This is a genomic window from Streptomyces sp. HUAS TT7, from assembly GCF_051550175.1.
GTDB lineage: Bacteria > Actinomycetota > Actinomycetes > Streptomycetales > Streptomycetaceae > Streptomyces.
Genome location: NZ_CP196175.1, coordinates 7,486,690 through 7,506,929, shown reverse-complemented (window position 1 = coordinate 7,506,929; position 20,240 = coordinate 7,486,690). Strand labels below are relative to the sequence as shown.

The window sequence follows — 20,240 nt, the reverse complement described above, 5'->3', positions numbered from 1 at the left end:
GTACCTCAGCCTCGCGCCCCCTCGATGTGGTCGGAGACGGCGACGACGAGGACCCGGGTGCCGGGCAGCGTCGCGCGCCAGCGGTGGCGCACCCCGCCGGTGAGATAGAGCGTGTCGCCCTTCTCCAGGGTGTAGCCGCGCCCCTCCGCCTCGACCTCGGCCGCGCCGTCCGCGACATACATCAACTCGTCGTTGTGGTGCAGGAACTCACGGTCCGCCGCCCGCTCGCCGGTGAACTCCAGGGCGTGCATCTGATGGCGGCCCCGCACCAGCGGGCGCACCCCGGCATCGGGTGAGAGGCCCGCGTCGTCGCCGGCGCGTACGACGTCGACCGTGCGGTCCGTCGCGTCGGCAGCGGCGAGCAGTGCCACGGCTGTCGTGTTCAGGGCGTCCGCCATGCGCTGCAGGGAGCGCATGCTGGGGCGGGCCCGTTCGTTCTCGATCTGGCTGAGGAACGGCACGGACAGGCCGCTGCGTTCCGCGACGGCCGCGAGCGTGAGGTCCAGTGCCCGGCGCCGACGGCGCACCGCGCCGCCCAGGCGTGGCCCCGCACCCGTCCCACCTGTGTCGTTCATCCGCTCCGCCCTCCGTGGGGATCACCTTACGCACCGCGCGGGACGGTTTCGTACGCCCGTCACATCGCCGACACACCACACCTCTACCTTCGAAGCTGTTTGAGGACATCAAAGAAACTTTGAAGGAGTGTCGTCGTGACCGCTCGTCCGACCGTCGTCGACCAGAACCAGCGCCGCCGGCGCGGCACCGGTCTCATCGCGCTCGACCCGGAGGCGGCCTGCCCGGGATTCACGCTGTACGCGCCGCTCACCGGGGGCGGCGAGGTGTATCTGGTGGACCTGCGCGGCGAGGCCGTCCACACCTGGCACCTCCCCTACCGGCCGGGGCGGCACGCCCGGATCCTCGGCAACGGGAACCTCGCCTACAACGGCGTACTGCCGGGCCAGGACGCGCTGTTCCCGATGTGGCACAAGTACCGGGGCGGCGTGATGCTGGAAGCCACGCCGGACGGCACGGTCGTGCGCGAGCACCGCGATCCCCTCCAGCACCACGACGCCCACCACCTCGACGACGGCCGGATCCTCTACACCGGGCTCGAACCGCTGCGCGGCGCCGAGGCGGCCGGGGTCCTCGGCGGGGTGGCCGGTTCCGAGGCCGCCGGAGGAACGGTGTGGGCCGACACCATCAGGGAGGTCGCGCCCGACGGCAGCGAGCTGTGGTCCTGGCGGGCCGCCGACCACCTCGACCGCGCCGAGTACGCCCTGCACCCCGACTACGCGCGCGAGCACTGGCCGCTCATCAACAGCGTCGCCCCGCTCGCCGACGGGAACATCCTGGCCAGTCTGCGCAGTGTGTCCGCGGTGGTCGTCATCGGCCGGGACACCGGCGAGATCCTGTGGCGCACCGACCCGGGCACGGTCTCCCAGCAGCACCATCCCACCGAACTGGCCGACGGCAACGTCCTCGTCTTCGACAACGGCGCCTTCCGGCCGGGCCACGACGTGCCGTACTCGCGCGTCATCGAGATCGGGCGCCCCGGCGGCAACGTCGTGTGGGAGTACCACGACCCGGCCCGCGAATCGTTCTTCGCGCCGTTCATGGGTTCGGCACAGCGGCTTCCCAACGGCAACACACTCGTCACCGACTCCCCTGCGGGCCGCCTCTTCGAAGTCACCCAACAGGGCTATGTGTGCTGGGAGTTCATCGTTCCGCAGTTCGGCGGCTATGAGGAGTCCGAGGTGCGGCGGCTCTTCCCGGCCGAGCCGAACGCGGTGTTCCGCGCCTACCGCTACGCGGCTGAGGAGCTGCCCTGGCTGGGGGCGCGCCCATGACGTCGCCCGTCGACGAGCGCGTCCCGCTGGGACGCCTCGCCCCGCTCGCCGTGCAGCATGTGCTCGCCATGGTCGCGGCCCCCGTCTCCACCGTCTTCCTTACGGCGGCGGCCCTGCGTCTGCCGCCCGAGCGGACCGCCTCACTGCTCAGTGCGGTCCTGGTCCTGTGCGGCGCCGGGTCGCTGCTCCAGTCGCTCGGCGTCCGGTCCTTCGGGGCCCGGCTGCCGTTCGTGATGCTGCCCGGCGGAGCAGCGGCCGCGCTGTTCCTCCAGATCGCCCGCGATCACGGCCCCGCGGTGGCGAGCGGCTCGGTGCTGCTCGCGGCGGCGCTGCTCCTCGCCGTGCTGCCGCTGTACGCCCGCGTGGTGCGGCTCTTCCCGCCGCTGGTGATGGGCGTGACCGTGCTCCTGATCGGGATCTCCATGATCCGGGTCGCCGCCCAGCTCGTCACGGGCCCCGGCGGCACGGCGCCGCCGCGGGCGGTCGCCCTGGCCGCAGCCACCGTGGCGGCGACGGTCCTGGCCCATCTCGTGCTGCGTGGGGTGTGGCGGCGTACGGCCGTCCTCATCGGCATGGCGGTGGGCACGCTCGTCGCGGTGACGACGGGGCTCGGCGCGGTCGCCCCGGCCGCGGGCTCCGGCTTCTCGCTGCCCGGTCTCTTCCCCTATGGCACACCGGAGTTCGACCCGGTGGCGGCCCTTCCGCTGCTCGTGTTCGGCCTCACCACGCTGGCTGAGATCACCGGCCAGAGCGTGCTGAGCAGCGAGACCGCGGGGCGCGTGCCCGACCCGGGCCGCGACGTGCCGAGGGTGGCCCGCGCCGACGCCCTGGTCTCGCTCGTCGGCGGCCTCTTCGGTACGTCACTGATGGTGACCAGCGCCGAGAACATCGGGATCGGCCGCCTCACCGGGGTGCGCAGCCGGTACGTCACGGCAGGCGCGGGCGGCCTGCTGGTCCTGGCCGGGCTGCTCTCCCCCCTCTCGCGTCTCGTGGCGGGGCTGCCGGCCGCGGTCGTCGGCGGCTCGGCCCTCGTCGTGTACGCGGTCATCGCCGTCATGGGCGTCGAGATGCTGGCCCGCGCGGAACTCGGCGAGCGCTCGAACTCCCTGGTGGCCGCGCTCGCACTCGCGGCAGGCCTGCTGCCCCTGCTCGTCCCCGGGCTCTACGACGGATTCCCGGGCTGGGTCCGCACGGTCGCCGGCAGCGGGGTTGTCGCCGGAACGCTCGCCGCCGTCCTTCTGCACGCCTTGTTCACAACGTCCGCCGCCCACGGGGACGTTCGGGCGCCACGCCCGGCTGCCCGTCGACGCGGCGCCACCTGATGGGGCAAGGTCTGGGGTGTGCCTTCACTTCCTCAGCAGCCGCTGCCGTCGCAGCCTTGGGCGGGGCCGCCCGTCGGACACATGGTCGTCAGCGGGGACGACGCGCTCGCCCACCGGCTCGCCGGTGAACTGCGCGAGGTGTACGGGGAGCGCGTGGTCCTCCTCGTGCCGCCGGACAACGGGACCCGCTCGACCCGGCTCCCCACCGGCGGCCGTACCAGGGCATCGGCGCTGTTCGGCCGCATGTCGTCCGCGATGCTCCGCACCCCCGTGCCCGGCTCCGACCGGGCGGGCGACTCCCGGCTCGTCGAGGCGGTCGAGCCGAACGACGGGGCGCTTCTCGAAGCCGGCATCGAGGGGGCCGAGGCGCTCGCGCTGGTGCACGGCGACGACGAGACGAACATCCGGGCCGCCCTGATCGCCCGGCGTCTGAACCCGCGCGTCCGGCTCGTCATCCGCCTCTACAACCGCAAACTCGGCCAGTACCTCCAGGAGTTGCTCGACCAGGCCGCGGCTCTCGCCGCCCCGGATCCCGGCGCGGCCGCGTCCGAGGCCTCCACCACCGTGCTGTCCGACGCCGACACCGCGGCGCCCGCACTCGCCGCCACCGCCCTCGCGGGCACCACCAAGGTCGTGCGCGCCGACGGGGTGCTGCTGCGGGCCGGACAGCGCCCGCCGCCGCGCCGCGGCGAGGTCACCGACCCCGGCCTGTGCACGCTGGCCCTGCTCTCGTCGACCACCAACGACCCGGCGGGCGCGGAGGGTTCGGACCGCAGTGGCTCGGAAGGGCCCCGGCTGCTGCCCGACGAACGGTCGATGGACGAGGCCGACCGGCGCGGCCGGGTCGTCCTGGAGACCGTCACCTACACCGGCCCCGCACAGCCCCCGGGCCGCCTCACCGATCTCGGCGCGCCGCTGGGCCGGCTGTTCTCGCGCAGGCTGCGCTGGTCGCTCGCCGGAATCGTCGCCTCCGTGGTCGCGCTTGCCATCGCGACCTGGCTCACCACCGGCGACGATCCGCTGCACGCCGCCTATCTGACCCTGCTCGACATCTTCGCCATTGACGACCCGGCGATCGACCAGCCCGTGGGCCGCCAGATCCTCCAACTCCTCTCGGGTCTGACCGGGTTGCTGTTGCTGCCGGTCCTGATCGCCGCCGTCCTGGAAGGACTCGGCACCTTCCGCAGCGCCTCCGCGCTGCCCCGCCCGTCGCGTGGCCTGTCCGGGCACGTGGTGCTGCTCGGCATGGGAAAGATCGGCGCCCGGGTCCTGGTCCGGCTTCGCGAGCTCGACATCCCCGTGGTGTGCGTGGAGTCCGACCCTCAGGCCCGCGGCATCGCGCTCGCCCGGCGCCTGAGGGTGCCCACCGTCATCGGCGACGTCACCCAGGAGGGCATCCTGGAGTCGGCCCGCATCCACCGGGCGCACGCCCTGCTCGCGCTGACCAGTTCGGACACCACCAACCTCGAAGCTGCCCTGTACGCCCGCTCGGTGAAGCCCGACCTCCGCGTCGTGATGCGGCTGTACGACGACGACTTCGCGACCGCCGTCTACCGCACGCTGCGCGCCGCCCACCCGCAGGCCATGACCCGCAGCCGCAGCGTCTCGCACCTGGCGGCGCCCGCCTTCGCCGGTGCCATGATGGGCCGTCAGATCCTTGGCGCCATACCGGTCGAGCGCAAGGTGCTGCTCTTCGCGGCCGTCGACGTGGCGGGCCACCCTCAGTTGGAGGGCCGTACCGTCGAGGAGGCGTTCCGCGAGGGCGCCTGGCGGGTGCTCGCGCTCGACACGTCCTCGCCCGCCGACCGCGTCCCCGACCTGGGCGCCGCCCGCCGCCGGGGCGGGGGCGCCCCGGGCGACCTGGTGTGGCAGCTGCCGCCCGGCTACGTACTGCGGCCCGAGGACCGGATCGTGCTCGCGGCGACCCGGCGGGGCCTGGCCGAACTCCTCGGCCGCCGCCCCTCCTCGCGCGTGGCCCCGTGAGGGCGGCTCACAGCCCGACGTCGCGGCTGCGGAAGTCCTCCAGGGACTCGCGGCGCATCAGGAGCCGGGCGTGCCCGTCGGCGACGGCGACCACCGGCGGGCGGCCCACCATGTTGTAGCCGGACGCCATGGACAGCTGGTAGGCGCCCGCCACCGGCACGGCGAGCAGGTCGCCGGGGTGGATGTCGCCGGGCAGGTCCACCGCGGAGGCGAGGACGTCGCCCGCCTCGCAGTGCCGGCCGACGACGGTCGCCTTGCAGGTCTTGGCGGTTGCGGCCCGTCCGATCAGCCGGGGCGCGTAGCGCACTCCGTACAGGGCGGGCCGCGGGTTGTCGCTCATGCCTCCGTCAACGGCGACGAAGAGGTTGTCGCCGGTGCGTTTGACGGCGAGCACGCGGTAGAGGGCGACGCCCGCGGGGCCGACGACCGCGCGGCCCGGTTCGACGAGCAGCCGGGGCACGGTGAGCCCGGCCGCCGCGCAGCTCTCGGCCAGCTCGGCGCGCATCCGGCGGGCCAGCGTCGTGATGTCGAGCCCGTCCTCGCCGGGCCGGTAGGCGACGCCGTGTCCGCCGCCCATGTCGAGCTCGGGCAGCACGATCCCGTGGACGTCCCGGAGCCGGGCCATCAGGCCGACCATGCGGCGCACCGCCGACAGATAGGGCTTGACGGTGGTGATCTGCGAGCCCAAGTGGCAGTGCAGACCGGTCAGTTCGAGCTGGGGCTGGCCGAGGATGCGGGCGATGGCGTGCTGGGCGTGGCCGTCGGTGAGGGAGAGACCGAACTTCTGGTCGTCCGTACCGGTACGGATCTTGTCGTGGCCGCCCGCGCTGATCCCGGGCACCACCCGGACCATCACCTTCTGGTGGCCGTGCGGCCCGACGGCCGCGGCGAGCCGGGCGATCTCGGACGGGCTGTCGATGACGATGCGTCCGACGCCGAGGCGCAGCGCGGCCTCGATGTCGTGCGGGGACTTGGCATTGCCGTGCAGCACGATCCGTTCGGCCGGGAACCCGGCGGTGACGGCGAGTTCGAGCTCGCCGGCCGAGCACACGTCGAGGCCGAGCCCTTCCTCGTCGACCCAGTGGGCCATGGCCCGGCACAGGAACGCCTTGGCCGCGTAGAGGACTTCGGCCTCGGGGAACGCGCTGCGATAGGTACGGCAGCGCTCGCGCACCTCGCCCTCGTCGAGAACATAGGCGGGGGTGCCGAAGCGTTCGGCGATCTCGGTGAGCGGGACGGCGCCCACCGCGAGGCCGCCGTGGCCGACCCGGGCGGTCGAGGCGGGCCACACCGACAGGTCGTCCGCGGGCGTCAGGCCGGTCGGCATGTTCATGATGGTCATGGGCTGCGTACTCCTTCTCAGCCGATCCACAGGGCGAGCGCGTCGGCGACGACGGCGGCTCCGGTCACGCTCACGTCGCGGACCCTCCAGGACCGGGTGGTGCGGGTGACGGCGGGTGCGGAGAGCTGGGGATCCACGGTGACGGTGGTGACTCCGAGCGGTGCGGCGAGCGCCCGCAGCGCGGGCTCGGCAAGCCTGATCCAGGCCTGGTCGGGGCCGAGCGTGGCGGCCAGCCGGTCCCGGGTGGTGAATCCGACGGCGGTGCGGTCGCCGAGCGGGGTGCGGAACATCCGGGCCGCACACCCTGCGGGCCCCGGCCGGACGGGCACGAAGAGCGGCCCGGCCGGGGTGCGTTCGCAGGGCTCCGGGTCGTCGCCGCAGTCGGTCTTTGCCATGGGATTCCTCCTGGAGGATCCTCGCGGTGGTCGGTGCGGCCCCGGCACGGGGAGGCGGGCCGGGGCACATCGGCGACGCTACGCCCGCGGGCCCCGGCCGGCCCGCGCCATGACGCGATGCTGACGGGCAGGGGCCTTGTACTGACGGGATGCTGACACGGCGCCGGCCCCGGCGTCATGAGCCCGTCAGGTTCTTCCGCGCGCTCGTCAGGAAAGCGCCAACGCGCCCTGCGATCGGGGCGTCCAGGAGCTTTGCTCGACGGATGCTCCGCAGAGGAGCGGAAGGCGATACGAGTACGAGGTGGACGTCATGGACAGGGCCGGTGGGCGACGGGTGGTGGCCGGGGTCAGCGGCTCGCTGGGCAGTCTGACGGCGCTGCACCGCGCGGCGCGGGAGGCCGAGCTCGGCGGGGGCACGCTGGTGGCGGTCCTCGCCTGGGCGCCTCCCGGCGGCGAGCTCGGCCACCGCGGGTCCCCCGACCCGGGGCTGCTCGCCGAGTGCCGCGAGATGGCGGGCCAACAGCTCGTCCAGGCCCTCGACACGGCCTTCGGCCCGGCCGGCCCACCGGTGCCGCTCGAAGCGATGGTCGTGCGGGGCACGCCGGGCGCCGTTCTGGTGGAGGCGGCGCAGCAGCCCGAGCACCTCCTGGTCCTGGGCACCGGCACCCGCGGCGTGCTCCGCCGTGCGCTGCGCCCGTCGGTGGCCCGATACTGCCTCGCCCATGCCACGTGCCCGGTCCTCGCCGTGCCGCCGTCCCCCTTGGAGCACGAACTGGCGGCCGTGCACCGGCTCGTCGCTTGGCGACGGCCGCTGGACACCAGGGAGTTGGCGGAGTGAACGGCGCTCCCCGGAAGGCCGTCGTGGACGGTCGCCTCCTCGTGACGCCGGAACAAGACCGCCCCACTCCTCGCCGGCCACCAGGCCTGACCCGCGCCTCCGAAGGGAGCCCGTCGTGATCGAACTCCGTCCGCACCAACTCACCGCCCACACCCGCTGGTTGTGCGCCGCCGAGCCGGGCCCCGCGGCCCTGGCCGAGCACGTACTGACCACCGGGAACGGACACGGGTGGGCCGACCGCGCGGTACAGCCGCGCACGATCGCCCTCGACTGCGCGGGCCATGTACTGCTGCGCGGCGATCCGGGGGCGCTCGATCCGGCGGGCCTCGCGCCGCTCGCGCACCGCTACATCGAGGCGCCCGGCCGCTTCCTGCCGGTCCTCGGCGCCTCCTTCGACCGCGTCGTGCCGTGGGAGCGCATGGTGTACGTGCAGCGGGAGCAGGCCACAGCCCCGCGCCCGCCGCGCGGTGTGACGATCCGTCAGTTGACCTCGGCCGACGCGCCCGCGCTCGTGCGGCTCGCCCCCGACTCGGCCTGGATCCACGCCAGTTGGGGCGGCCCGTCGGGACTCAGCCGTTCCGGACACGCCTGGGGCGCCTTCCACCAGAACAGCCTGCTGGCCGTCGCCTGCACCTACTTCCGGGGCGGTACGTACGAGGACATCGCGGTGGTCACCGCCCCGGACCAGCGCCGCCGGCAGCTCGCTCTCGGCTGCGTGGTCGCGCTGAGCCGCGACATCGCGGCGCGCGGCCGCACCGCGAGCTGGACCTGCTCCCGCTACAACCGGGCGAGCCGGCTGCTGGCCTGGACGGCCGGGTTCCGGCTGGTGCGCGAGTACGTCCACTACGCGACGGGGGCAGCGGTCCTACGGGGCGCCCGCGTGCCGGCCTGAGTTTTCTTGCCGGCGGCCCCCACGGGCTGCGCCCGTCAGCCCGCGGACCGTACGTGGTTGCTCGCGCACTTCGCCGTGCCGCCTGCGGGCTGCGGGGCAGGCCTCCGCCAGGCGGCCAGCACCCCGCCCGCCGCCGCGGCCGCCGTGGTGAGCAGGAAGGCGGTCCGGAACCTTCCGTGGTCCGGGGCCGGTCCGAGGGTGAGGGTCAGGACGGCGACGGTGACCGCGCCCGACAGATACTGGGACGTGGTCAACAGGGCGCCGGCCGTGCCCTGGTGGGCGGCGGGCACCTCGTGGGTGCCGATGATGAACATCGAGGTGTAGATGGCGCCGTGGCCGAATCCGCTCAGGAGCAGACCGGGCAGCAGGTCGGCGGCGTACGAGTCGCCGGTCAGGGCGAGTGAGAGCCAGAGCAGTCCGGCGGCCGCCAGGGCGAATCCGGCGACGAGGACGGCCGCCGGGCCGGCGCGGCGCACGGCCCGGCCGGCGGCCGTGCTGCCCGCGGCGACCAGGACGGCCAGCGGCAGGAAGGCGAGGCCCGCCTCCAGCGGGGTGTACCCCTTCAGGGACTGGAGGAGCAGGGTCAGGAGGTAGAACTCCGAGCCCACGCTCGCCATGTACAGCGCCGTCGCCGCGGCCCCGGTGCGCAGCGAGCGGGTGCGGCGCAGGACGGGCTCGACGAGGACCGCGGACGAGGTCGCCTCGCCGCGCAGGAACGCGAGGAGGAACACCGCGGCGAGGCCGAGGCAGACCGGGGTCGGTGCGGCGGGACATATCAACCCGAGGCACACCAGCACCGCCGTCCCGTGGCGCCGCGCGCGGCGGACCCGCAGACTGGCGGCATGGGCGGAAAACGCAGCGCCGGGCTCCTCCTGTACCGCAGGGTGGAGGACGGCCTGGAGGTACTCGTGGGGCACATGGGCGGGCCGTTCTTCGCCGGGCGGGACGCGGGCGCCTGGTCGGTCCCCAAGGGCGAGTACGACGCCGGGGAGGCCCCGGAGGCCGCGGCCCGGCGCGAGTTCGAGGAGGAGCTCGGGCTGCCGCCGCCCGAGGGCCCGCTCGTACCGCTGGGCGAGATCGTCCAACGCGGCGGCAAGACCGTGACGGTGTGGGCGGTCGAGGCGGACCTGGATCCGGCCGACGCGGTGCCGGGCACGTTCACCATGGAGTGGCCGCGGGGGTCGGGCACGGTGCGCGAGTTCCCCGAGATGGACCGCTTCGCCTGGCTGTCCCCCGACGCCGCGGCCGCCCTGCTCGTCCAGGGCCAGCAAGCCTTCCTCGAACGCCTCGTCGCGCACGCGGGCGGCGAACCTCCATCCCCCGTCAACCAGCCCCAGCAGAACGACAGTTGGCCGCGCTGAGCTCACCGGCATTGACCTCACGACTTAATTCAGGTCATGAGTTAAGACACGGGGGCGAGGACGCGCCACAGGCTCCCGCGCCGGTATGTTGCACGCAGGGAGGGAGCCACATGGCCACACCGAGCAGAAGGACCGTCCGCGACCTGCGCCGGGACAACCGCGGCGCGGTACTGCGACGGCTGTACTTCGACGGCCCGACGAGCCGCCAGGCGCTCGGCCCCGCCACCGGGCTGAGCTCGGGTTCCATCAGCAATGTCGTCGCCGAGCTCGTGGCCGACGGCCTCCTGGAGGACGCCGGAGTGGTGGACTCCGACGGCGGAAGGCCGCGCACCCTGCTGCGGGTCGCCCCGGCCAGCGGCCATCTCATCGGCGTGGATGTAGGTGAGACCCGGGTCAGGGTCGAGCTGTTCGACCTCGTACTGCGTGAACTCGCCCAGGTGGAACTGGCGTTGGACGCGGGCGGTTACGACGTCGGGCACATCGTCGGCCGCATCCGCGAAGGCGTGGCCGCCGTGCTGGGCGAGAGCGGGCTCGATCCGGAGCGGCTGCTCGGCGTGGGCGTCGGCGTGCCGGGCATCGTCGACCGAACCTCCCCCGACGGGGCCGTGGTACACGGTCAGACGATCGGCTGGGACGCGGTGCCGCTGGAGTCCCTGCTGCGCGACTCCCTCCAACTGCCGCCCAGCACACGGTATTTCATCGAGAACGGCGCGAAGACGCTCGGGCAGGCCGAGATGTGGTTCGGCGGCGGCCGGGGCGCGTCCGACGCGGCGATCGTCCTGTTCGGCTCCGGCGTCGGCGCCTGCATCGTGACGGGCGGCGCGATCTACGGGGGTGCGCACAGCAGCGCCGCCGAGTGGGGGCACACCACCGTGCATGTCCGCGGCCGGCGCTGCCGGTGCGGGGCGCTCGGCTGCCTGGAGGCGTACGCGGGGGCCGAGGCGCTGATCGAGCGCTGGCGCGAGGCAGGAGCCGAACTGCCGCCCGGCACCGCCGAGGAGACGGCCTTGACGGCGCTGCTCGCGGCCGCGCATCCCGAGGACGAGTCCGTCACCGCCAGCCCGGCCGCTCTCGCGGTCCTTGAGGAGACCGCCGAGTATCTGGGCGCGGGCCTGTCCGACCTGATCAACCTCTACAACCCGGAGCGCATCCTCATCGGCGGCTGGGCAGGGCTCCAACTCGGCCCCCACATCCTGGAGTCGGTGCGCCGCCATGCCACCGCCTACGCCCTGCGCCATCCGGCCGAGCGCGTCACCATCGAGCTCGGGCGGCTCGGCCCGGACGCCGTCACGGTGGGCGCGGCCACCCTGCCGCTCGCCGGATTCTTCGCCCGCGGCGGTCACCGCGCCCCCGCCGCTGAACCGGAGACACCCACCGAAAGAGCGGGCTGGCGCACCTCGGTGGAGGAGCGCGCGGCCCGCTGATCGTTATCTCCGGTGAATTCACGCCGCGGGCCCCGGAATTCGACCGGATTCAGCATTCCCATAAGCAGGGCTTTCAGGATCTAATAGCAGGTACGACCAGTTTGAATTGAGTCTCTTATGCGGTGAGCCGAACCCGCCCCGACCTGCGCCGGTGCGGCCTTTCGCGGTCCGTGCACCGCCATTTCCGGCCTGCCGTTGGCACATGCCCCTTGTGGCGCCGGAATTCCAGGAAGACGATCGGTCCTCGTCCAGCCCCATCGAGGAGGTACCGGTGAACGTTCCCGTGAATAACCAGCGGATGAGTCTCAGCCCGGACACGGCGCGCCAACTCGCCACCGCCACCAAGACCGTTCCGCAAATGCGCGGGATCACCCCGCGCTATCTGCTGCGCGCCCTGCCCTGGGTGGATGTCGAATCCGGCGTCTACCGGGTCAACCGCCGCCGCTCGTTCGTCCTGGGCGACGACCGGATCAGCACGTACGACGAGGACGGCACCCCGCGCGTCATCCCGGGCGACCTGCGCGAGCTGCCCTACTTATCCGCCTGCGAGGACGCGCTGCTCGGCGAACTCGCGGGCGCCTTCACGCCGGTGACGTTCGACGCGGGCCAGGTCCTCATGCAGGAGGGCGACCCGGCCGACCGCCTGTGGATCCTGGTGCAGGGCCGCGCCGAGAAGCGCGTCACCGGCCGGTACGGCGAGGACGCGCTGCTCGAAGTGGCGGGCGACGGCCAGTTCTTCGACCTCGACGCGTGGACCCGCGGCGAGCCGATGCCGTACCGCGTCAAGGCGCTCACCCCCGGCACCGCACTGTGCGCCGACCGCGCCACGCTGACCCAACTCGCCGACCGCAGCGAGCAGTTGCGCACCGCGATGGACGCGTTCACCTCCGGCGAGGGCGTCAAGCCGGGCTCGGAGGCACCCATCGACCTCAGCTCCGGGCACGTCGGCGAGATCGATCTGCCCGGCACGTACGTCGACTACGAGGACGCGCCGCGCGAGTACCACATGACGCTGGCCCAGACAGTGTTGCGCGTCCACACCCGGGTCGCGGACCTCTACAACGGGCCGATCGACCAGACCCGCGCCCAGTCCAACCTGACGGTGCAGGCGCTGCGCGAGCGGCAGGAGGCGGCCCTGCTCAACCACCCCGAGTTCGGCCTCCTCAACAACGTATCCGCGGGTCAGCGCGTGCAGGCCCGGACCGGTTCGCCGACCCCCGACGACCTCGACGAGCTGCTCACCAAGGTGTGGAAGCAGCCGGGGTTCTTCGTCGCACACCCGAAGGCGATAGCCGCGTTCGGCCGCGAGTGCACCCGGCGGGGTGTGCCGCCGGTGACCGACACCCGGTTCGGCAGCCCGCTGATCACCTGGCGCGGGGTGCCGCTGCTGCCCTCCGACAAGATGAGGTTCTCCGGCGGCGGCAGCGTGGGCACCACGGAGATCCTGCTCATGCGCACGGGCGAGGCCGAACAGGGCGTGGTCGGACTGCGCCCGGCCGGGGTGCCCGACGAGATCGAACCCGGCCTGTCCATGCGGAACATGGGCGTCGACCAGAAGGGCATCACCTCGTATCTGATGACCGCGTACTTCAACACGGCCGTCCTGGTGGAGGACGCGATCGCCGTGCTGCAGAACGTCGAGGTGTCCAACTACCATGACTACTCCTGACGTCACGGAACGGACCGCTCTGCCGGGCCGCCGACCCGGCGCCTTCACACCGGAGTCGGCGCGCAAGGACTTCCCGATCCTGCACCGCACGGTCAACGGGCACCCGCTGGTCTGGCTCGACAACGCGGCCACCACCCAGAAACCCCGCCAGGTCATCGAGGCCCTCGCCGGCTACTACAGCGCGTCGAACTCCAACATCCACCGGGGCGCACACACCATGGCCCGCGAGGCCACCGAGATGTACGAGGCGGGCCGGGCGGCCGTCGCGGACTTCCTGGGAGCGCCGTCCCCCGACTCCATCGTGTTCGTACGGGGCACGACGGAGGCGATCAACCTGGTCGCGCAGAGCTGGGGACGGGCGAACCTGGGCCCCGGCGACGACATCCTCGTACCGGTCCTGGAGCACCATTCGGACATCGTCCCTTGGCAGTTGATCGCCAAGGAGACCCGGGCACGGGTCGTCCCGGTCCCGCTCCTCCCGGACGGGCAGATCGACCAGAACGCCTACGCCGACCTGCTCTCCTCGCGCACCCAGCTCGTCGCGATCAGCCAGGCCTCGAACGTCCTCGGCACGGTTCCGCCGGTGCGCGAGATGACCGCGCTCGCGCACCGCTACGGGGCGAAGGTGCTGGTCGACGGCGCGCAGGCAGTGGCCCACCTGCCCGTCGACGTGACGGACCTGGACGCCGACTTCTACGCCTTCTCGGGGCACAAGCTGTACGCCCCGACAGGCATCGGCGCGCTCTACGTCAAGCCGGAGGTCCTCGCGGGCCTGCGGCCCTGGCAGGGCGGCGGCAACATGATCGACTCGGTGTCCTTCGAGCACACCACCTTCGCCCCGGCCCCGCACCTCATGGAGGCCGGCACCGGCAACATCGCGGGGGTGGTCGGGCTGCTCGCCGCGCTGAACTGGTTCACGTCCTTCGACCGGGCCGCCGTGGCGGCGTACGAGGACGGGCTCACGGCGTACGCGCAGCAGGCGATGGGGATGGTGCCGGGTCTGGAGATCCTGGGGTCGGCGCCCGGCCGGATCGCGGTACTCACGTTCACGATGGCGGGTCACGACCCGGCGGCGATCGCCTCCTGGCTGGACCGCGACGGCATCGCGATCCGGGCCGGCCACCACTGCGCGCAGCCATCGCTCGCCCACTACGGCCTGGAGTCGGCGGCCCGCGCGTCCTTCGCGCTGTACAACACCCCGGAGGAGGTGGACGAGCTGGTGACGTCACTGCTGAGCCTCCAGGAATCGGCCTGACGCTCCCGGCGCGCATCCCATGGCCCCGTACCCCAGTGGTACGGGGCCATGGACCTTGAGGGGCGGCCGCTCGGGTCGCATCCCGCGTGGACCGGGTGTGTGATGGAGGGGACGACGAAGGGAGTCGCTCATGCACACGGGACGCACCCGTCGAGCCAGGGCCGGGGCCTGCTCACCTGCGGCCTTTGCGCGGGCAGCGTCGCCATGGCGGTCACCGCCGCCGCGACCCCGGCCCACCGTCACGGCGACGGGCCGGTGTGGGGCACGGTGACCTCACGCATCGAAGCGGAGGATCACGTACCGAACTGCTGACCACGATCCCCTGACGGGCCGGCCCGAACCTCCAACGCCCCTTCGGCCTGCGGACCGTGCGTGGCTGGTCGCGCGGTTCCCGCGCCCCTTAGCGGCATCGACCCTGGTCAGCACCGAGGCATTTCAGCCTGTCCGGCGTTTGAGGACGAGCGCCCTTGAGGCGCGATATGGGGTCTGGGGCGGAGCCCCAGGAAACCTGGCTTCCCCCTTCACAACCCCCGGCGGGTTTCGGGAAGGGGCGGGGTGGGGGAATGAGCCACCCGCCGGTCGCGACGGAGCCCCACCGCCCACCCGCGGCGGTGGGGCTGCCGCGACATGACACCCCGCTCGCGGCCACCGCGAGCAGCGGTCCTGCGGCGAGCCACCACCAGGCGCCGACGGCGAGCGCGAGGACGACGGCGGCCGCCGCGAGGGCCACCAGGGCGGCCACCAGGCCTGTGCGCTTCACACTCTCTCCTCGCCAGCGGCCCGGCTGCGACCGCATGTCCTGACGATTCCGCCGTCCCCCGGCGCACCCGCGCCCCGGAGAGGCTACGACCATCTGCCCCGACGGTCCCCGCCACGGCCGCGTCCCGACGTCTTCGCCCCGTGTTCCTACCAACCCGCCCGCGCGCCCGCGCGGGACCCGCCGAGCGCGGGGGACCCTTTCGCGACTCCCTCTCCCCTTCTCTTGACATGCACTTGTCCGACCGCTGAGATGTGGTTGCTTTCGTTCGACGCCGTTCGTTTGTGCGCCAATTACCCTCACCGGAGCCGCACTTGACTACCGAACTGCACAACTTCAGACAATGCCTGACCGCCACGCTGGGCGCCCTCGCCCTCGTCGCGGGCGGTGTGACGGTCGCCGTGGAGGTCACGGCCGCACCACCGGCCGCGGCCGTGGACAACGGTCTGGCACGTACCCCGCAGATGGGGTTCAACAACTGGAACTCCACGCACTGCCGTGCCGAGTTCAACGAGTCGATGGTCGAAGGCATCGCGGACGCCTTCGTCGCGCAGGGCCTGAAAGACGTCGGCTACACCTATGTCAACATCGACGACTGCTGGGCGCTGCCCAACCGGGACGCCTCCGGCAACCTCGTCCCCGACCCGGTGCGCTTCCCGCACGGCATCAAGGCGGTCGCGGACTATGTGCACGCCAAGGGCCTCAAGTTCGGGCTCTACTCCAGCGCGGGCACCAAGACCTGCGACACCCAGGGCTTCCCCGGCGGGCTTGGCCACGAGCAGCAGGATGCCGACCTGTGGGCGTCGTGGGGCGTCGACTACCTCAAGTACGACAACTGCAACAACACCGGCGCCGACGCCAAGCAGCGTTACAAGGCGATGGGCGACGCGCTCAAGGCCACCGGCCGGCCCATCCTCTACAGCATCTGCGAGTGGGGCTCCAACCAGCCCTGGAACTGGGCGTCCGGCACCGGCAACTCCTGGCGCACCACGGGCGACATCAGCGACTCCTGGTCGAGCATGATCGGCATCGCCCACCAGAACCAGCCGCTCGCCCCCTATGCCGGTCCCGGCGGCTGGAACGACCCGGACATGCTGGAGGTCGGCAACGGCGGCATGACGGACACCGAATACCGCACGCACTTCAGCCTGTGGTCGCAGATGGCGGCGCCGCTGCTCATAGGCAGCGATCTGCGCAACCCGAGCGCGGCCACCCTCGCCATCCTCAAGAACACCGACGTCATCGCGGTCGACCAGGACCCGCTCGGCAAGCAGGGCACGGTGGTGTCGAGCTCCGGCGGCCTGGTCGTGATGTCCAAACCCCTTGCGGACGGCGGCCGTTCGGTCACTCTGACCAACGAGAACGCGTCGGCCCGGACCGTCTCCACGACGGTCGACGCGATCGGCATCGGCGGCGCGTCCTCGTACGCACTCAAGGACCTGTGGTCCAAGCAGGCGAGGAGCACCACCGGCTCCATCAGCGCGTCGGTGCCCGCGCACGGCACGGTGATGTACCGGGTGACGCCGGGCACCCCGGTGCCGCCGCCGACCGGGCTCAACCAGCTCAGCGACCTGCCCTGGACGTCGGCCGTGAACGGCTGGGGCCCGGTCGAGCGCGACCGCAGCAACGGCGAACAGGCCGCGGGCGACGGCAGAACCCTCACCATCAACGGCACTGCCTACCCCAAGGGCCTCGGCACGCACGCCGCGTCCGACATCACGTACTACCTGGGCGGCGGCTGCCGCTCGCTGGGGGTCGACGTCGGCGTGGACGACGAGTCCACGGCGGGCGGTTCGGTCGCCTTCCGGATCTACCGCGACAACACGCTCGTCGTCGACAGCGGCGTGCGCACCGCGAGCGACCCGCCCAAGCACCTGACGGCGGATCTCGGCGGCGCCGCCAAGCTGCGGCTCGTGGTCACCGACGGCGGCGACGGCATCACCTACGACCACGCCGACTGGGCGAACCCCCAACTGGCCTGCGGCCGGGGGCCGTCGGCGGGCGCCCACGCGCTCAGCGACCTGGCCTGGACCTCGGCGGCCGGCGGCTGGGGCCCGGTCGAACGCGATCGCAGCAACGGCGAACAGGCCGCGGGCGACGGCAGGACGCTGACGATTGGCGGCACCACGTACGCCAAGGGCCTCGGCACCCACGCGGCGTCCACGGTGACGTACTACCTCGGCGGCACCTGTACCGCGTTCAAGGCGAGCGTCGGCGTGGACGACGAGGTGGGCGCGAAGGGCTCGGTCGACTTCCAGGTGTACCGGGACGGGACGCTCGCCGCCGACAGCGGCAAGGTCACCGGCGCGGACACGGCGAAGGCGATCAGCGCGGACGTGACCGGCGGATACGAGCTGAAGCTGGTCGTGACGGACGCCGGCGACGGGGTCGACTACGATCACGCGGACTGGGCCGCACCTCAACTCACCTGTATCTGAAGGCAGTTGAGGCTTGCCATCCGGAAGACGGAGGGGCCTCGTCCGTGCGGGCGAGGCTCCTTCCCCTACTTCGTGGCCACCACGAGCCGGGCGCGGGGGCTGCCGTCCCGGCGGCGGCCCAGCTCCTCCAGGGCGTACAGCTCGACACCGAAGCCGACGGCCGCGAGTTCCTGCCGTACGTCCGAGAGGCGGAACCCGCGGTAGTACATGACGAACGGGGGGCGCCACAGCGCGTTGCGCACCCGCATCGCCGTGTCGAAGCCGAGCAGGGCGAGGTGGCCCGGGGTGCCGGGCCGGAACGGGGCCATCACCGGGAACGCGAACCGTCCGCCCGGGCGCAGCGCGGCGTACGCCTCGGCGAACAGGTCCGGCCGCTCCTTGGGCAGGAAGTGCCCGAACGCCCCGAAGCTGACGGCCAGATCGAACCCGTCAGTCAGTGGCAGCGCCCGCACGTCGGCCCGCAGCAAGGTGGCCTCCGGGTGCGCGCGGGCGGCGACCGCCAGCATCCCGGCGCTGATGTCGACTCCGGTGACCCCGTCCCGGCACACCTTGCCGAGCACGTCGAGGCCCGCGCCGGTGCCGCAGCACAGGTCGAGGCCCCGGCCGAAGGGGCCGAGGCCGTCGAGTACGCCTGCTACGGAGGCGAGGATCACCTCGGGCGTGCGGAACGGGGTGAGGTCGAACTTCGGGGCAAGGAGGTCGTAGCCGTGCTCGACGGACGACAGCGCCTGGACGGCGAGCTCACGGACGGTGGGGCCCTGGGGTGCGAACATGGCTGCCCAGCTTAGAGGGCCCCGGGGCCTTTCAAGCGGGTACGTACGACTCGGTGTGGGCGGGTGGACGAGTGCCGCAGACCGCCGCGCGGGCCTCGGCGGCCAGGGTTCGGCGGTCGGTGCCGCGCAGCTCCGGGTGCGCGGTGACCCGCACGCTCAGGCCGCGGGCGGCGGCGACCCGGCGCAGGGAGGTCGTGAAGTCGTCGCCACCGAGGAAGGCCGCGGCGGTGCTGGGCGCGCCGTCCTGGAAGTAGTCGACGGTCATCGGCCGCACCGGCGCGCCCGCGTCGACGGCCGCCTGGAACGCGGCCCGCCGGAACCGGCCGCCCGACACGGTGCACCAGGTCGTCGCCTGCGGGAAGACGAGCGCGGACCGGCCCGATCGCAGGGTGGCCGCCAACTCGTCGACAGTGTGCGGGAGTTCACGTACCGCTCCCCGGTCGATGAAGTGGGTGCCGATCCGGCGGGCGAGCGTGCCGACCACCGGCCACTGGCCCACTTCCCGTTTGGCGAGGACGGTGACCGGCTCGACGGCGAGGAGTGCCACGACATCGAGCCAGGAGATGTGGTTGGCGACGAGCAGCGCGCCCCCGGTGTGCTCGCGCGGGGGCGGCCCGGATTCGAGCCGTACGCCCAGGGCGTCGAGGACGGCGCGGGCCTGGGTGCGCAGGGTGTGGGGGTCGGCGAGCCGCTCCCCCATCGCCACGGTGCGGATCAGGGTGTGGGTGAGCGCCGCGTACCGGCGGGCCGTCTCGGTCAGCGGCACCCGCGGCGCCGTCTCGCCCACACAGTCGGGGGTGCAGGGCCCCTCCACCGACCAGGGGTTCATCGCGTGTCCCCCAGGAAATAGCGGCGATAGCGGTCGCTGAGCCGGTCCATGTCGAGCAGCACGAAGAAGTCGGCCACATTGAACTCGGGGTCGAATGTGGGCGCCCCACACATCCAGGCGCCGAGCCGGAAGTAGCCGCGCAGGAGCGGCGGCAGATCGGCATGGCTGGGGCGGCCTTCCGCCGGCCCTGCGGGCAGCCAGGGGCGGTGGGGGTGCACCCGCAGCTCGGGCGGCGAGGAGTGCTTGGCGTTGCCGAGCAGCCAGGCGCTGGAGGCGGCAGCGCCCCCGTCGGCCAGCGGCACGGACGCGCAGCCCGCCAGATAGCGGTGGCCCGAAAGCAGCACGTAGCGGGCGAGCGCCGACCACATCAGGTTGATGACGGCGCCGGAACGGTGGTCCGGGTGCACACAGGAGCGCCCCGCCTCGACCATCGAGGGACGCAGCGCATCGAGCGCCCCGAGGTCGAACTCGCCCTCGCTGTAAGAGCGTCGGGTCCGCCCGGGAGGCAGCAGCCGGTAGGTCCCGACCACTTCGCCGGTCGAGGTGCCGGTGACGATCAGGTGGTCGGCGTACGCGTCGAAGGCGTCGATGTCGTGGCCGGGCAGCGGGGTGGTGAGGGTGGCGCCCATCTCCTCGCCGAAGACGCGGTACCGCAGCCGCTGGGCGGCCCGGATCTGCTCCTCGGAGTCCGCGATGGAAGTGACGTAGGAACCGGTGGCAGTGGGTGCGGTGGATATCGAGAGCATGGGTGTGGCGTTCTCCGCGACGTGGTGCACAGTCGAATCCCTCATGTGGTGTCCGCATGGGCTTCCGCGCAGTGAGTATGGGATCGCCATATGTGCTCCGGGTGAATTGCACGCAACGCGGCGTCGGGCATTGCCCGGCTCGAAGACGCCCGTGATCCGGCCCGCCCCGGTGCGCACGATGACCGTTCTATGACCCTTCCGTAACAGCCATACCGCCGAGAATCCCCCGTCATACGCTCGTGACCTGCACCGATAGCCGGATCACTATGACCTGGACGCACTCAACGCTCTTGGACACCGAGGTGCCGTACCTGTTCTGCTGATCACTACATGTCCGGTTCAACCACATTCGGTACGTCTCTGGGAGCG

17 protein-coding genes are annotated in these 20,240 nt (G+C 72.6%); 10 read left to right on the top strand and 7 right to left on the bottom strand.

Translation table 11 applies throughout. The annotated features are described in order from the left end of the window. Positions 1-5: 5 nt before the first annotated feature. Complete coding sequence (locus ACSHXC_RS33960; protein ID WP_438295185.1) at positions 6-575, bottom strand: helix-turn-helix domain-containing protein; 570 nt, start codon at positions 573-575, stop codon at positions 6-8. Between the two features lie 135 nt (positions 576-710). On the opposite strand from ACSHXC_RS33960, the gene ACSHXC_RS33955 reads away from it, so the two are divergent. From ACSHXC_RS33955 to ACSHXC_RS33945, 3 genes are all read left to right on the top strand, one after another. Next, positions 711-1,847 (top strand): aryl-sulfate sulfotransferase, encoded by a 1,137-nt coding sequence (locus tag ACSHXC_RS33955; RefSeq protein WP_438295184.1) that lies wholly within the window; start codon positions 711-713, stop codon positions 1,845-1,847. Beyond that, a complete protein-coding gene (locus tag ACSHXC_RS33950; RefSeq protein WP_438295183.1) occupies positions 1,844-3,169 on the top strand; it encodes a uracil-xanthine permease family protein in 1,326 nt (441 codons plus the stop codon). The genes ACSHXC_RS33955 and ACSHXC_RS33950 overlap by 4 nt, the downstream gene beginning before the upstream one ends. A gap of 81 nt (positions 3,170-3,250) precedes the next feature. Beyond that, positions 3,251-5,152 (top strand): NAD-binding protein, encoded by a 1,902-nt coding sequence (locus ACSHXC_RS33945; RefSeq protein WP_438296984.1) that lies wholly within the window; start codon positions 3,251-3,253, stop codon positions 5,150-5,152. A gap of 7 nt (positions 5,153-5,159) precedes the next feature. On the opposite strand, the gene lysA is transcribed toward ACSHXC_RS33945, so the two are convergent. Continuing rightward, entirely contained in the window at positions 5,160-6,494 is a 1,335-nt protein-coding gene (gene lysA, locus ACSHXC_RS33940; protein ID WP_438295182.1) for a diaminopimelate decarboxylase, read from the bottom strand. A gap of 17 nt (positions 6,495-6,511) precedes the next feature. Beyond that, the gene (locus ACSHXC_RS33935) at positions 6,512-6,889 is read right to left on the bottom strand and encodes an SAV_915 family protein (protein WP_438295181.1); all 378 of its coding nucleotides are present in this window, start codon (positions 6,887-6,889) and stop codon (positions 6,512-6,514) included. A 310-nt stretch (positions 6,890-7,199) separates the two neighbouring features. On the opposite strand from ACSHXC_RS33935, the gene ACSHXC_RS33930 reads away from it, so the two are divergent. Next, entirely contained in the window at positions 7,200-7,727 is a 528-nt protein-coding gene (locus tag ACSHXC_RS33930; protein WP_438295180.1) for a universal stress protein, read from the top strand. A gap of 115 nt (positions 7,728-7,842) precedes the next feature. Next, entirely contained in the window at positions 7,843-8,619 is a 777-nt protein-coding gene (locus tag ACSHXC_RS33925) for a GNAT family N-acetyltransferase (protein ID WP_438295179.1), read from the top strand. A gap of 35 nt (positions 8,620-8,654) precedes the next feature. On the opposite strand, the gene ACSHXC_RS33920 is transcribed toward ACSHXC_RS33925, so the two are convergent. Continuing rightward, the gene (locus ACSHXC_RS33920) at positions 8,655-9,416 is read right to left on the bottom strand and encodes an MFS transporter (protein ID WP_438295178.1); all 762 of its coding nucleotides are present in this window, start codon (positions 9,414-9,416) and stop codon (positions 8,655-8,657) included. A gap of 45 nt (positions 9,417-9,461) precedes the next feature. Here ACSHXC_RS33920 and ACSHXC_RS33915 point away from each other — a divergent pair, with 45 nt between their 5' ends. From ACSHXC_RS33915 to ACSHXC_RS33895, 5 genes are all read left to right on the top strand, one after another. Beyond that, complete coding sequence (locus ACSHXC_RS33915; protein WP_438295177.1) at positions 9,462-9,980, top strand: NUDIX domain-containing protein; 519 nt, start codon at positions 9,462-9,464, stop codon at positions 9,978-9,980. Positions 9,981-10,090: 110 nt separating this feature from the next. Then, complete coding sequence (locus tag ACSHXC_RS33910) at positions 10,091-11,404, top strand: ROK family protein (protein ID WP_438295176.1); 1,314 nt, start codon at positions 10,091-10,093, stop codon at positions 11,402-11,404. Positions 11,405-11,702: 298 nt separating this feature from the next. Continuing rightward, positions 11,703-13,073 carry a family 2B encapsulin nanocompartment shell protein gene (locus ACSHXC_RS33905; RefSeq protein ID WP_438296982.1) on the top strand — a complete coding sequence of 457 codons (1,371 nt, stop codon included), beginning with the start codon at positions 11,703-11,705 and terminating at the stop codon, positions 13,071-13,073. Further along, positions 13,060-14,328: a SufS family cysteine desulfurase gene (locus tag ACSHXC_RS33900; RefSeq protein WP_438295175.1), complete on the top strand. Its 1,269-nt coding sequence runs from the start codon at positions 13,060-13,062 to the stop codon at positions 14,326-14,328. The genes ACSHXC_RS33905 and ACSHXC_RS33900 overlap by 14 nt, the downstream gene beginning before the upstream one ends. Positions 14,329-15,399: 1,071 nt before the next feature. After that, entirely contained in the window at positions 15,400-17,523 is a 2,124-nt protein-coding gene (locus ACSHXC_RS33895; RefSeq protein WP_438295174.1) for an NPCBM/NEW2 domain-containing protein, read from the top strand. A 65-nt stretch (positions 17,524-17,588) separates the two neighbouring features. Here the strand turns inward: ACSHXC_RS33895 and ACSHXC_RS33890 are convergent, their stop codons facing one another. Genes ACSHXC_RS33890 through ACSHXC_RS33880 form a run of 3 tightly spaced genes read right to left on the bottom strand, consistent with a single transcriptional unit; the run spans position 17,589 to position 19,916 of the window. Beyond that, positions 17,589-18,296, bottom strand: a complete 708-nt coding sequence (locus tag ACSHXC_RS33890) for a class I SAM-dependent DNA methyltransferase (protein ID WP_438295173.1) — start codon at positions 18,294-18,296, stop codon at positions 17,589-17,591. Positions 18,297-18,327: 31 nt separating this feature from the next. Continuing rightward, the gene (locus ACSHXC_RS33885; RefSeq protein WP_438295172.1) at positions 18,328-19,125 is read right to left on the bottom strand and encodes a lysophospholipid acyltransferase family protein; all 798 of its coding nucleotides are present in this window, start codon (positions 19,123-19,125) and stop codon (positions 18,328-18,330) included. Beyond that, positions 19,122-19,916, bottom strand: coding sequence for a GNAT family N-acetyltransferase (locus tag ACSHXC_RS33880; protein ID WP_438295171.1), 795 nt, complete (start codon positions 19,914-19,916; stop codon positions 19,122-19,124). The genes ACSHXC_RS33885 and ACSHXC_RS33880 overlap by 4 nt, the downstream gene beginning before the upstream one ends. Positions 19,917-20,240 lie beyond the last annotated feature (324 nt).